Source organism: Enterococcus sp. DIV1726a (assembly GCF_051710985.1).
Lineage (GTDB): Bacteria > Bacillota > Bacilli > Lactobacillales > Enterococcaceae > Enterococcus_B > Enterococcus_B hirae.
On the sequence record NZ_JBIOLS010000001.1, the window covers coordinates 1,937,882 to 1,951,510 of the forward strand.

Consider the following 13,629-nt stretch of genomic DNA (forward strand, 5'->3'; position numbering starts at 1 on the left):
TTTGTCTATCTGTTAATCGTGTTTATTGTCTACTGAAAACAGCACTTTGAGCCAGAACCAAATAGACCGTTTTTTCTTTCCATCCTTCAACTGGCTGTAATTTTCGATCATTCGCGAATACTGCCGGAAAATCGAGTCCGCCGCAAAAAATAGAATCAAAAGCAACAGAATCGAAACGGGTGAAATAGCGGAGATAGAAAATAATTTATGCAGAAAGACGACTGAAAATAAGATACCTGCTGCACAAAATAAAATGATCCGCCCTCTGAATTGGTTCAATGGGTGACAAATTTTATAGAGTACGAGAAAACCAACCGCTGTCAGTAGCATCGTTGAAGCCGTGGAAACATCTGTCTTATTCAAATGCAAGATGACACCGCCTACCACTAAAGTCCCCACGACAGTCATATCTGTTAGCCCACCAGGAATGGCTTTTTCTAAGACATTCACAATAAACTTTCCTTCAATTCGATTTTTGTTTTCTTCAAGAGCAAGTAAAAACGATGGCAAACCAATCGTAAACAGACTAATCAATGTAATTTGAGAAGGCTCCAACGGATAAGTCAGTGCGAACAAGACAGAAAAGACGGAAAGTAAGAAAGAAAAAATATTTTTTACTAAAAACAAACTAGCAGATCGTTCAATATTATTAACAACTCGCCGACCTTCTGCTACGATCTCAGGCATTCTAGAAAAATCAGAATCTAATAAAGCAACTTGCGCAGCTTGGATCGTTGCTTCGTTGCCAGAAGCCATAGCGATACTACAATCAGCTTCTTTCATTGCTAAAATATCATTGACACCATCACCAGTCATCGCGACTGTATTTTTTTGTTTAAGAAGCTGAACGAACTGCATTTTTTGTTCAGGTTTTACCCGTCCAAATACGGTGTATTTTTCCACTGCTGAGAGATAATCTTCCTCAGCAAGTTGAGAAACATCAATATATTGGTCTGCATTAGCAATGCCCGCCTGTAATGCGACAGTTGAAACGGTCTGCGGATTATCCCCTGAAATCACTTTGATTGCTACCCCTTGTTCCTTAAAATAAGCAAATGTGTCAGGGGCTTCTTTTCGAATTGGGTTGGCAATCAAAAGATAAGCAAGCGGAATCACTTCTGCTTCTAAAAGTGCTTCGCTCAATATTCCTTGGTAACTACCGAAAACCAACACACGGTAGCCTTGATCAGCATATTGACTAAATTCATTTTTAACTGTTTCGAAACGTTCACGTAAAACCATTTCTGGCGCTCCTAATACATAGACCCCATCCGCAAATGTTACGCTACTGAATTTTTGTACCGACGAAAAAGGCAAGATAGATAAAGGCTCTTGATCTGTAGGCTTATTAAAGTACGTTTTGATTGCTTGCATCGTCGCATTGTCATTTGCCATAGCTTTAGCATAATCTGAAATGAGTTCTTGAATCCTAGTTGCCTGTTGCTCCGCCTGCTCATTTTTAGCAATCACTAGTTTTTGTACAGACATCTGATTTTCAGTAATGGTTCCCGTTTTATCTACACATAGTACATTAACCCTTGCTAAAGTCTCTATGCTTTTCATATCATGTAATAATACTCGTTGCTTAGCTAAACGAGCGGCACTCATTGCTAGAGCGATCGTTGTCAATAGATACAAGCCTTCTGGTATCATCCCGATTAAAGCTGCTTCCATGGCTACCACACTTTCTTTGATCGTGTTGCCATTAAAAAAGTAACTTTGTGAAAACAAGGTGATACCGATGGGAATAATAATGATCCCGATCCATTTGATTAATTTATTCAGCGAAGCAATCATTTCTGATTGTTCGCCTCCTCCCATTTTTTTTGCTTTTGCTGTTAATTGGGAGATGTAAGAGTCATAGCCAACCTTGTCTAATCGTACATAAGCCTTACCAGAAACGACAAAGCTCCCTGACATCAAATAATCATCTACTTCTTTCACGATCTCATCTGCTTCACCTGTCAAAAGTGCTTCGTTGACTTGTAATTTACCGTCTAAGACATAACCGTCTGCAGGAATCTGTTGACCCGTTTCGAGCAAGATGACATCATCTAAAACTAATTCCTCCATATCGATCTTATTGGCTACGCCGTTTCTTACGACTGTGACTTTTGCTGCATTCAGTACACTCAAATTATCTAATATCTTTTTTGAGCGAATCTCTTGATAGATAGCAATTCCCGTGTTTGCAAGAATCACTGGCAAAAAAGTCAAATTTTTATAGGAACTAACTAGACATAATAAAACTGCTAAGACGATAAAAATCAAATTAAAATAAGTAAATATATTTTGCAAAACGATTTGTTTGTTCGTTTTAAATGATGGGTCGATCGTTTCATTTGTTGCTTGAGCATGCACTCGTTCTGCAACTTGCTCATCTGTTAGCCCCTCTCGATAATCGGGAGCATATCTTGTAATATTTTTAACTGAAGTTTGATCTTTTTCAACTTCCGTTTGATGACTAAATATTCTCATTTACCGTTTACCTCGATTATTAGTATTATATTTACCTTAATACATTTGTAAAAAAAAAGCCTATGAAATGACTAATAAATATCTTTCATTACTGTCATATTCATTTGTAGGAAATAGCTAAAAAAAAAAGCATGCCCGTTAAAGGCACACTTTTAGGGGTAGCAGATTTGAGTACATGATTGCTTATTTTAAGTTTCCTTCAGCATCACGTTCTACTTTCATCGCAGTAATTGGTAAGTAACCGAGTTCTTTCACCGGTCCTTGTTGGATTTCGTCTGTCATCATATAATCTAAAAATTTTTGAACTTCTGGGGAAGGCTCACCTTTTGTATACATGTGTTCATAAGACCAAATTTTCCAACTGTTGTCAGCAACATTTTCTTCTTTTGGTTCTACACCATCAATACTTAAAGCCTGTGTTTTATCATCCAAATAAGAAAAAGCAAGGTAGCTGATTGCGCCAGGAGTTTGGCTAACAATTTGTCGAACAGTTCCTGATGAATCCTGTTCTTGTGATTGTACTGGAGTAGCACCATCTAATCCCCACTTTTCAAAAGTAGCTCGTGTACCACTACCATTTGCCCGATTGATGACATTGATTTTTTCATCTTTCCCACCTAGTTCTTGCCAATTGGTAATTTTTCCAGTGAATATATCAATTAATTCCTGTTTTGTAATATTTTTGACGTTCGTGTCTTTATTGACGATTGGCGCCATACCTACCACCGCAACTTTATGATCCTTTATTTTACTTGCATCTACGCCTTCTTTTTCCTCAGCAAAGACATCGGAGTTTCCGATTGTCACTGCCCCAGACTCGACCTGACTTAACCCAGTACCACTTCCACCACCTTGGACAGAGATTTGATAGTTGGGATTTTTTTGGACAAAACTTTCTTGTGCCGCATCGACTAGAGGTTGGAGCGCAGTAGATCCGACAGCCACGATTTTGACTTGATCGCCAGAAGTTGCAGAATTATTTTGTGCTGCGGAGCCATCCGTGCTACCAGAACCGGAACCACAGCCAGCTAACATAAGACCTAAAACACCTAAAGAAAATAATACTTTTTTCATTGATATACCCCTTTCTTATTTACAAGTAAATTGTAGCAATCCACTGTAAATCCTGCATATTGAAGGTGTAAATATCCAGTTAATTTATGTAAAGTTATCGTAAATCGAAGCCAAATAAAAAGGCTCAGTGTCAATTGATGTTGGTGAAATTCACCGACAAATTTTTTATGATGTAAAAATAGAGAGAAGAGCCCCCCTGAAATCCTTTAAAACATGATCCATCACGTAAAACTATTTTAACAAAAAAAACACAGAAAGAAGTTTTCTTCTTTCTGGCCAAATGATTCTAGACTTTCTCTTTACCAACGTCATTTGACAAAAAGCCCAAAAATAAAGGTTAATTTATATCAAAACTAACCTTTAATCCTTTTCTTTCTTCTCTATCTACGATATACTATAATTAAATAAAGGAGCTATGCGCTAACATAGCCCTTAATGTGTAGTCCGTTCAAAGCGGATGGCATTTTTTAACAAGTTTAGAGCCTGTCTACTCTGCCAAAAGTTGAGACGGCTCTATTTTTTTTGTTCTTTTTTGAACTTTAACCATGCTAAAATCGAATCACTAGCTTTCCCTATTGCAGTAATTATTACTGCTGCTGTTCCGATAATAGCAATGATTTGATCCAATGAGAACAAATCAGGCATTTCCTTTCTAAAGAGTACGTCCAACAAGCTAATAAGCCCATAGGCATCACGCCCCCTCAATTGGATTTGCCAAACCGCCACAAACTTTCTACAATCATCATTTGACAAAAAGCCCTATTCAAGTAATAGAATAGCAATTGGGATTAATGATTCTACTATGATTGAAGAAGTAGCAATATGCTATATTTAATGTCATGCAGAACAACACTTCGCAAACAAAGTTACTTTTCAAATTTAGATAAATGGGTTATAATAAAAATGAAAGGGCATGCTGTAACATGCCCAGTGTAGTCCGTTCAAAGCGGATGGCATATATACAAAGCTTTAGAGCCTGTCTACTTCGCCAAAAGTTGAGACGGCTCTATTTTTTTTGTTCTTTTTTGAACTTTAACCAAGCTAAAATCGAATCGCTAGCTTTCGCTACGGCAGTAATTACTACTGCTGCTGCTCCGATAATAGCAATGATTTGATCCAATGAGAACAAATCAGGCATTTCCTTTCTAAAGAGTACGTCCGATAAGCTAATAAGCCCATAGGCACCACGCTCCTTCAATTGGATTTGCCAAACCGCCACAAACTTTCTACAATAATATTATATCATAGAATAAAGATCTTTAGCTTGCCTAAAAAGGCTATTTGAATTTTTTAAATAGGTTGATTATTATACGAAAAGAGATATTTCCTTTGCGGAATATGTAATACATTCAGTTATTTATTCTTTTATATTTCGATTTGATTTTCTTCATTGTATTCTTCTTCAGGCAACATTGCTTCATTCATATCTTCATCCATTGATTGCGTATCTAACTTCTTACTTAGTGAATACTCCATTTCTATGTTTACTCTAGTTTGTTCTACCACTTTTTCTTTGAGTTCTTCCTTTTGTGGGAAACGAAGCTGTTTTTTCGCTATTTCTAACTTCTCTTCTATTTCTTTAAGTTGTTCTTGCTTTCCTGCCATCCTTTCAGGTATTTTTGTTCAGTGCTTTTAAAACGTCGAATCATGCCAATGCCTATTTTGGGATCAAGTAGTGTGATATAAAAAAGGTTTCCTCTTTCTGGCCAAATGATTCTAAGATTCTCTTCTTCAACATCATTTGACAAAGAGCAAAAAAAAACACTGTTCGCTACTATCATTTGCTCACATATTTGCTCACAATGTATTCGCTCACAATGTTTACTTTTTATTGAACCTATTTATTAACTTCGCCGGACAGTTTTTCTTCTATTCTTAATTTTGCTATAGAATAAAAAATGACTGCTAATAAAAACGAAAGAATCGCTAGATAAAAACTTGGTTTAATGGTCAAAAAGTACATCGAAGTTTCCCCTGTATCTTTCAATCCACTTTCACTTAAGCCATTCGGTCCAACAATGATTCGTGGCAGAATAGAAAAAAAGGAAGTAAAAACCAACATACAAGAAAAATGAATCAAATGCCAATTATAACTATTCATAAATTTATTTGTCAAAATCAAGCTCATACTCACTAAAAAATAGAATAGTGTTAAAATCGGAAAATTTTTCGATACTACAATCCCAGTACCATGAATTAGCCCCAAAATTTCTGCTCCCTGAACAACGGCATTCACCCAAGTAAACGGCAACAGCAGAATTGGAAAAAACCAAAAAAATAAATACAATTGTTCAAGTTTTATTTTCTTTTTCATCACTTTACTCCTACGCGATTTTTTCTTTCACCTACTATAAGCGTTTTCTCTAAAAAAATTAGGGGGAAAATCTTTTTTTTTAGAGATAAGGCTATGAGAGTTTATTCATTTAATCTACAAATTTCAAAAAAGTGTTTGATTATTAGCTGGTTGATTTTAGAATGAAAGTAGAAGAAATCGGATTCACCTGATTGGGGGAACACACCATGAAAAATCATGGAAAAAAATTAATTTTGCTCTTACTTTTCATTCCGTATGTGTACTTCTCTTTACTACTAGATTATCGGTATCATTCTGTTTTTGGCTTGATTTTTTTGATTTTTCTGTCTTTTTACGCTGGCTTTAGCTTCCAGAAAAAGCAACAGTTACTCTTTCTCTTCTTTATTAATATTAGTTCAACATTCATTTCTTATTTGATTTGTCACTATTACTCTGATTGGCATTTCTTTTACCAGCCATTCAAACCAACCCAACTGATTTTACTGCTTTCGGTTTTGTATTTGATCCCTCAAATTCTTGGGGCTTTTTGGGCAAGAATTTTCACTCGTTAAATCAGTGAATCGAAAAAATATGACTAGCAAAGGATCGGTAACCACCCAATTTTTATAGAAAATCAGCTATGATTTCTCATTGATCCTTGTAAAAAAGTCTGAAAAATCATAGCACCGAAAGAAGCAAAAAATAAAAATTTACGCTATTCATTAAAGTTCATGCAGATAGATTTTTTTTATAATAATTTTATCAAATAATTGTGATTGACTGTCTTGTTCACCAATAATCTCGGCAATTACTGTACGACTGTTTGGTTTTCTACGTAACTGATAATTGATCTTTCCAGTTGCGGTCAATTCGTTTAACATATCGACCACTCCTCCAAAGCCCGTCTTTTTCGTAATGAAACCTAGTGTAACCATTCGTTCATCTAAATTTTTAGCAGAAATCGTTACACCAGTAATCAAATAACGTTTCAGTGTTTGTACCAACTCATCTAGACCATCAGAAGTCGAAACGACAGCAGCTGTTTGGTCAGCGTAGTTTCCAAGTAGTTCATTACTTTCTATAGGTGCCTGTACTTCTTCATTTGCCTTCTGACGTAAATCTGCTAATTCTTGTAACAGTGTTTCATATTGCTCTTGTGTCAACATCACTCCTGCAACTTTTTCACGATTAAATATATATACACCGGTTTCAGCTTTTCTTGCCTGATCAAATACATCCATCGGTGATCGTTTTACTTCAGTGATTGAAGATGTAGGAACTTCTAATTTCTTTAAATCCAAAAGACATCCTCCTTTACTCATCTTCTTTATTATAACACACCCTTTTCATATGATAAAAATCAATTTTTCGTATCAATCCAATAATCAATATCTGATAGTAGACGATCTACCCCAAAAGAAGGTTGGTAGAAATAAGTCTTTTGATGTTTACTATTATTTAATGGAAAAAAATGGTCCGTAATAATCAATTGTGCATAACTTGGAGGGATTGATCGAGTACAAACATGTATGGAGGTCCGTTTTCGATGTCGCAAGGTCTTATCCAGAACAGAAGCTAGGCGGCGCGCTTCCTCATGATCGTAACGAAAAAAAAAGACGATTTTTACTTCTGGTGGATAGATTTCCAGGTATCCTCTTTCTTGCAAAACTTTAAGTAAAAGTAGGCCCCATTCATACGATGGATATGTAAGTGCTTGTTGTAAAGCCATCCGGTATTGATAAAGTTTTTCATTAACATTCGGCACCAAACGCAAGCTTTCCTGATACTCATGAAATTCCTCTTTGACTACTCTTTCGTGTAGTCCAATTGAGTAACGGAGCCACTCTTGATAGATAACTCGCGTAATCGTTGTTTTATTCGTACTTTCAAATTCACTAGCCAACCAAAACAACGAATCCAATTTCTCTGTTAAGGTCATTAATTTTCGGTAGATTTTCGTTTCTTCAATTTTTTTCCAGTATTTTTCGATAATGATGTTGCAACTTAAACGAACGATACAGCGGTAATTTTTTTCGCGGACAGATAAACGTTGTTCGTGTCGGAATAACAACTCTGGAAAAAGTTCAAAAAAAAGCGTGCGATGTTCGTCTAATATTTTGATTTCGGCATTTTGGGCACGTGTCTCCAACAAATGGATAAATAATTCGGAAAAAGACTGTTCTGTATCCCCAATAAAAAAGAGGGGAAAATCTTTAAGAAAACAGAAAAAAAGATAGCGTATCTTTCTTTCAGAACCATAAAGTTGTTGTTTTCGATAAGAAAAAGACAAATGATATTCCCCCAGCCATTTTCTTAGACGCTCTTGTGAGGAGCGATCATACTCTTGTTGATACTCCGTGTTCAAAATCAAATCCTTCAATAAGCAAAAGGACGAAGAGTGGATCAGAAAATCAAACAACAAATAGGGCTCACTGTAGCCTTTATTATAAATCAGCTTTACGCTTTTTTTATGTTGAATCAGTTGGATCGGAAAATCTCCTTCTTCTAATCTTTTTAAATACCGATCGATCGTTTTTACATCAACTAATAGTTTTTCTGCTAGATCCGTTTTTTTCCACGATAAATCTTTCATTTGATGGATCAATATAAATAGATTTTGTACATTTTTTGACAATAATCTTTGCCACTTCATTGGCGTTCCCTCACTTATTTTTTACTGTGTGTTTCAGGAGTACGATCAACTATAGATTAATACATCTCCCTATATATAAATTACGAAAAAAAACATTTTTTCTTCTTTGATTCAAACGAAATTCATTAAATTCTAATTTAACAGATCGAAAAAGTTAACTACTGCTATTTTTTTCTTACCGTCACACATTGAACTGTGCAAAATTTCGTACAATGGGAACAACTATGGTTACTGATTATTTCTTGAATACCTCTCTCAACCCTTCTCCTGCCATTTTTTCTTTTCATTTTGTCTACATAAATAAAAAAGACAATCTTTAACGACCTTTGCTAAAATTGATTCGCTGAAAAATAACTGCTTGCCAGTTTTCATTTGAATAAATTTGCTAGTGTTTGTCCTTAAAGATTGTCTTTTTTCTATTCTTACACTCACTCGTTAATCAAGTAACGTTAACAACTTATTTTAAAGTTAAGGCGTTGAGCGCAACGACCACTGTACTTAGTGACATCAAGACTGCTCCCACTGCTGGGCTTAAAATAAGTCCGATCGGTGCTAAGATTCCTGCTGCTAAAGGAATAGCAATAATATTATAACCAGCGCCCCACCAAAGATTTTGGATCATTTTTCTTCTCGTTTCTTTTGCTAATTCTAAGAAATGCAAGATATCTTTGGGGTCACTGTTCGTTAAGACAACATCTGCAGAATCAATCGCAATATCAGTTCCTGCTCCGATTGCCATACCTATCGTTGCCCGTGCTAAGCTTGGCGCATCATTGATGCCGTCACCAACCATGATCACTTTTTTTCCTTGATCAAGATATCTTTGAACGATCGCCTCTTTGTCATCTGGCAGTAGACCACCGTAATATTCATTGATTCCAAGATATTCCGCTACTGCTTGGGCTGCTTTGGGGTTATCCCCAGTCAACATGACTGGGATAATATTTTTTTCTTTGATCGTTTGGATAAACTCTTTTGCTTCTGGTTTAATGACATCTCCTAGAGCGATCACAGCCACTAATTTATCTAAAACTACTAAAAAGCTGACAGTGTTTCCTTGAGCTTCATAGTTTTTTAATCGTTCAGGGTCGATTTTTAGTCCTAAACGTTTTGCTTCTTTTTCATTAATAATTTTAACATCTTTGTCTTCCACAGTTGCTTCTAAACCAACACCTGCTAAATTTTTTTGTTCCTGTGCTTGATAAGGAGTAATCTTTTTTTCTTTTAAATAATTCATTATCCCAATCGCTAAAGGATGATTTGCATGTGCTTCTAAAGCACCGATATATTTCAAGATTTCTTCTTCTTGATAAGCTTCATCTAAAATCTCAATACCAGTTACAGTAAATTTTCCTTGGGTCAACGTGCCTGTTTTATCTAACATGATCACATCTAGATCATTGGCTTGTTCCATCGCATTCCGATTTTTCAAAAGCAACCCATTTTTAGCTGCGATCGAAGTCGAACGAGCAACGACTAATGGAATCGCAAGTCCCAGTGCATGCGGACAAGCAATGATGAACACGGTGACCATTCGCTCTAGTGCATCTGGTAGATTTGCTAGGAAGAGCCAAGCAATAAAGGCGATGATCCCAACTACTAAAGCCACATAAAATAACCATTTTGCTACTTTATCTGATAGAAACTCTAATTTAGATTTTTCTCCTTGGGCTTTTCGTACCATCTCCATTACTTTTGCAAGGTAACCATTTTCGCCAGTACCTGTTACAGTAATTTCAATTGTTCCGTCGCCATTAATTGATCCACCAATGACCGAATCGCCCACTTGCTTTTTAACCCCTTTGGATTCACCCGTAACAGCAGATTCATCAACAATGGTATGTCCTTTGTCGATCGTCCCATCCGTTGGCATCTTGTCTCCAGCACGAACAATTAGACGATCACCTTCATGGACTTCTTTTAAAGAGACGGTTTCTTCAGTTCCGTCTTTTTTCAATCGTTTTACCGATTCAGGTAATAATTCTGCTAATTTTTGTAAAGCATCGCTGGCATTAGAGACTGCATTCATTTCGATCCAATGTCCCAATAACATGATTACGATTAACGTTGCTAATTCCCAGAAAAAATCCATGACATGTGTATGGGGGTTGATGAGGTTGGCTATAAAAGAATACACACTATAAACATATGCGACGGTAATCCCCATAGCAATCAGTGTCATCATTGCTGGACTTTTTTGTTTCAATTCCATTTTGGCTCCGCTTAAGAATGGTTGTCCGCCATAAATAAATAAAATCGTTGCCAGAACCAACACCACCCAATTAGAGCCAGGAAACGTCACTTGAAAAGGAAAGGACATCCCCATCATCGGTGAAAAAAGAATAATCGGAATCGCTAAAATCAGAGAAAGCCAAAATTTTTGCTTAAAGTTCCCCATGTGCATAGAATGATCCATTCCACCCATATTTTCATGACCCATGTGGCTATGATTCATTCCACTCATATCTTCATGATCCATATGGCTATGATCCATTCCGCTCATGTGTCCATGGTCCATCTGTTGGTGCCGTTCCATGTGTCCATGCGTATGGTGTTGATCCATATTTTCCATTTTTCCATGTTCCTGTAAATTATTCTTGGTATTCGTTTGTTCTACAGTTATTTTTTCCTCAGGATTCTTTCCAATAGCGCCCTTTTTATTTGTTTCATTCTCAGGATCTATTCCATTATTCATCTTTTTCCTTCCTTTCCTCTGAAACGATTTATTTGATCGTTTTTCGATTTAAGCTTAAAGAATTCAATAATACACTGATTGAACTAAAGGCCATTGCGCCACCAGCAATGATTGGGTTTAAAAAACCAAAGGCAGCAAAAGGAATCCCGATCGTATTATAAATGAATGCCCAAAACAAATTTTGTTTGATTTTTTTTAATGTGGCAGCTGATAAAGAAATCATTTGATTGATAGAAGTTAAATGACTATTCATTAATGTCACATCGGCTGTTTCCATCGCAATATCGGTTCCACTTCCCATTGCAATACCAACATCTGCTAAAGCTAGCGCTGGGGCATCATTGATTCCATCACCAACCATGCCAACTTTCTTTCCAGCTTTCTGTAGTTTTTCTACATAGTTGGCTTTTTCTTCAGGTAAAACTTCTGCAAAGATATGGTCAGAATCGATTCCTACTTGTTTGCCGATTGCTTGAGCGGCTCGTTGATTATCTCCCGTAACCATAAACACATCTACACCTTTTTGTTGTAGTTGCTCGATTGCTTGTTTTGCATCTTCTTTGATTTGATCAGCAACGGCAATCATTCCAAGAACCTGTTCTTCGTTGGCTAAAAACATCACTGTTTTCCCTGCCTGTTCTAATTCTAACGCCTGTTCTTGAAATTCATCAAATGAAAGGTTCATTTCAGCTAGTCTCTTTCTAGTCCCAGCAAAATAATGAACACCGTTGATCGTTCCACTGATTCCTGCACCAGGATGAGCAACAAAATCAGTGATTGGCTGAGTTTTTGCACCGACTTTTGCACCATAAGCAACAATAGCTTTTCCTAAAGGATGTTCAGAAGCATGTTCAAGGGAATAGAAAAGGGAAATGATCTCTTTGGGACCGATGACATCTGTTACTTCTGGTCGGCCTTGTGTAATCGTTCCAGTTTTATCCAAAATAATACTATTTAAATGAGCGGCTCCTTCTAACGCTTCGCCACCTTTGATCAATATCCCATTATGAGCACCGACTCCTGTTCCTACCATGATGGCAGTTGGTGTTGCTAAACCAAGCGCACAGGGGCAAGCAATGACCAAAACGGACACACTATGAAGTAATGCTAACTGCCAATCCTTCGTGAGCCATCCTGTAACTAATAGTGTCACCAATGCTAAAAACAAAACGATCGGTACGAAAATCCCTGAAATCTTGTCAGCAATTTGTTGGATCGGTGCTTTACTTCCTTGAGCATCTTCCACCATTTGGATGATTTGTGCCAACACCGTATCTTTTCCTATCTGAGAAACTTGTATTTGGATCAATCCATTGGTATTGATCGTTCCACCAAAAACCATATCTTTTTCTTTTTTCTCAACAGGTACACTTTCTCCTGTCAACATGCTTTCATCCAATGCACTAGCGCCAGCAATGATCCGTCCATCTGTAGGTACTTGTTCACCAGGACGAATCACTAAGATGTCATCGATCATGACCTCCTCAATTGCAATCGTCTCTTCTTTGCCATCTCTTAAAACTTGTGCTGTTTTTGTCTGAAGGGACATCAACTGTTTGATGGCATCGCCTGTTTTACTTTTTGCTGTATGTTCTAAATACTTTCCAAGTAAAATCAAGGTAATGATCATACTGCTACTTTCAAAATAAAGATCATGGGAATGGCTAGGGAAAAAACCATTATAAATGCTTAATGCGAAGGCTGCAGATGTTCCAATCGCAACTAAGACATCCATATTCGGCGCCTTAGTTTTTAATGCATGATAGGCTCCTTTATAAAAGCGCCAACCTACATAAAATTGCACAGGCAAAGCAAAGAGCAACTGCACAAGAGGCAGATGGAAGAACGACACAATTGGTCCATGACTTCCAAGCATCATGGCAATCATTGCTAACATCAAGGGTAAAGTCAAGATCGCACTAAAGATAAGATCAAACTTCATTTTTCTTAAATAGGTTTGTTTCTCCTCAGCAATTTTTTGTTTATGCGCTTCGTCATATAAAATTGCCCCATAGCCGATATTTTCGACACTTTTGATCAATCTTTCTGTAGTAGTGTCGGTATATTTCACACTTGCCTTTTCAGTGGCTAAATTGACAGTAGCGGACATGACACCAGGTTGTTCATTTAGTTCTTTTTCGATTCGAGCAGAACAATTCGCACATGTCATTCCAGTAATGACAAATGTTTCCATTTTAGTATTCGTTGCCATCAAATCACCTCTGCTTGATAGCCTAATTCATTGATTGCTTGACAAATCTCTGTCGCTTGAACATTTGCTTCATCAAATTTCACAACGGCTTTTTCTTTTTTCAGCTGAACTTTTACTTTTTTGACACCACTGATTCTTCCGACCGCTTCTTCAATCCGAGCCACACAATGGTTGCAACTCATCCCTTTAACTGAAAATTCTTGTTTCATTCTTGTTTCCTCCTT

General features: G+C 36.8%; 12 protein-coding genes. 1 reads left to right on the forward strand and 11 read right to left on the reverse strand.

The window, feature by feature from the left end; translation table 11 throughout:
- Positions 1-12 precede the first annotated feature (12 nt).
- The 6 genes from IGJ27_RS08770 to IGJ27_RS08795 form a co-directional block, all read right to left on the reverse strand.
- A complete protein-coding gene (locus tag IGJ27_RS08770) occupies positions 13-2,478 on the reverse strand; it encodes a cation-translocating P-type ATPase (RefSeq protein WP_081127995.1) in 2,466 nt (821 codons plus the stop codon).
- Between the two features lie 183 nt (positions 2,479-2,661).
- Entirely contained in the window at positions 2,662-3,552 is an 891-nt protein-coding gene (locus tag IGJ27_RS08775) for a phosphate ABC transporter substrate-binding protein (RefSeq protein ID WP_010737921.1), read from the reverse strand.
- 513 nt (positions 3,553-4,065) lie between these two features.
- Complete coding sequence (locus IGJ27_RS08780; RefSeq protein ID WP_178305812.1) at positions 4,066-4,278, reverse strand: hypothetical protein; 213 nt, start codon at positions 4,276-4,278, stop codon at positions 4,066-4,068.
- A 280-nt stretch (positions 4,279-4,558) separates the two neighbouring features.
- On the reverse strand, positions 4,559-4,771 hold the full coding sequence (locus IGJ27_RS08785) for a hypothetical protein (RefSeq protein WP_014834536.1): 213 nt from the start codon (positions 4,769-4,771) through the stop codon (positions 4,559-4,561).
- Positions 4,772-4,917: 146 nt separating this feature from the next.
- A complete protein-coding gene (locus IGJ27_RS08790) occupies positions 4,918-5,157 on the reverse strand; it encodes a hypothetical protein (protein WP_081127997.1) in 240 nt (79 codons plus the stop codon).
- A 232-nt stretch (positions 5,158-5,389) separates the two neighbouring features.
- The gene (locus tag IGJ27_RS08795; RefSeq protein ID WP_010718484.1) at positions 5,390-5,866 is read right to left on the reverse strand and encodes a hypothetical protein; all 477 of its coding nucleotides are present in this window, start codon (positions 5,864-5,866) and stop codon (positions 5,390-5,392) included.
- 206 nt (positions 5,867-6,072) lie between these two features.
- Between IGJ27_RS08795 and IGJ27_RS08800 the strand changes: the two genes are divergently transcribed.
- Positions 6,073-6,417 carry a hypothetical protein gene (locus tag IGJ27_RS08800; protein ID WP_014834534.1) on the forward strand — a complete coding sequence of 115 codons (345 nt, stop codon included), beginning with the start codon at positions 6,073-6,075 and terminating at the stop codon, positions 6,415-6,417.
- A gap of 150 nt (positions 6,418-6,567) precedes the next feature.
- On the opposite strand, the gene IGJ27_RS08805 is transcribed toward IGJ27_RS08800, so the two are convergent.
- The 5 genes from IGJ27_RS08805 to copZ all read right to left on the reverse strand — a co-directional run bounded on the left by IGJ27_RS08805 (position 6,568) and on the right by copZ (position 13,614).
- Positions 6,568-7,146: a prevent-host-death protein gene (locus IGJ27_RS08805; RefSeq protein ID WP_010718485.1), complete on the reverse strand. Its 579-nt coding sequence runs from the start codon at positions 7,144-7,146 to the stop codon at positions 6,568-6,570.
- 59 nt (positions 7,147-7,205) lie between these two features.
- Positions 7,206-8,498: a helix-turn-helix domain-containing protein gene (locus IGJ27_RS08810; RefSeq protein WP_010737923.1), complete on the reverse strand. Its 1,293-nt coding sequence runs from the start codon at positions 8,496-8,498 to the stop codon at positions 7,206-7,208.
- A gap of 457 nt (positions 8,499-8,955) precedes the next feature.
- Complete coding sequence (gene copB, locus IGJ27_RS08815; RefSeq protein ID WP_178305811.1) at positions 8,956-11,193, reverse strand: copper/silver-translocating P-type ATPase CopB; 2,238 nt, start codon at positions 11,191-11,193, stop codon at positions 8,956-8,958.
- A gap of 28 nt (positions 11,194-11,221) precedes the next feature.
- A complete protein-coding gene (copA, locus tag IGJ27_RS08820) occupies positions 11,222-13,405 on the reverse strand; it encodes a copper-translocating P-type ATPase CopA (RefSeq protein ID WP_178305810.1) in 2,184 nt (727 codons plus the stop codon).
- Positions 13,405-13,614, reverse strand: coding sequence for a copper chaperone CopZ (gene copZ / locus IGJ27_RS08825; RefSeq protein ID WP_010718490.1), 210 nt, complete (start codon positions 13,612-13,614; stop codon positions 13,405-13,407). The genes copA and copZ overlap by 1 nt, the downstream gene beginning before the upstream one ends.
- Positions 13,615-13,629 lie beyond the last annotated feature (15 nt).

Bases quoted from the DNA above. Each gene is read 5' to 3' on its own strand.
- copB (WP_178305811.1), bottom strand. From the start codon at position 11,193: ATGAATAATGGAATAGATCCTGAGAATGAAACAAATAAAAAGGGCGCT.
- IGJ27_RS08770 (WP_081127995.1), bottom strand. From the start codon at position 2,478: ATGAGAATATTTAGTCATCAAACGGAAGTTGAAAAAGATCAAACTTCA.
- copZ (WP_010718490.1), bottom strand. From the start codon at position 13,614: ATGAAACAAGAATTTTCAGTTAAAGGGATGAGTTGCAACCATTGTGTG.
- IGJ27_RS08800 (WP_014834534.1), top strand. From the start codon at position 6,073: ATGAAAAATCATGGAAAAAAATTAATTTTGCTCTTACTTTTCATTCCG.
- IGJ27_RS08810 (WP_010737923.1), bottom strand. From the start codon at position 8,498: ATGAAGTGGCAAAGATTATTGTCAAAAAATGTACAAAATCTATTTATA.
- copA (WP_178305810.1), bottom strand. From the start codon at position 13,405: ATGGCAACGAATACTAAAATGGAAACATTTGTCATTACTGGAATGACA.
- IGJ27_RS08795 (WP_010718484.1), bottom strand. From the start codon at position 5,866: ATGAAAAAGAAAATAAAACTTGAACAATTGTATTTATTTTTTTGGTTT.
- IGJ27_RS08790 (WP_081127997.1), bottom strand. From the start codon at position 5,157: ATGGCAGGAAAGCAAGAACAACTTAAAGAAATAGAAGAGAAGTTAGAA.
- IGJ27_RS08775 (WP_010737921.1), bottom strand. From the start codon at position 3,552: ATGAAAAAAGTATTATTTTCTTTAGGTGTTTTAGGTCTTATGTTAGCT.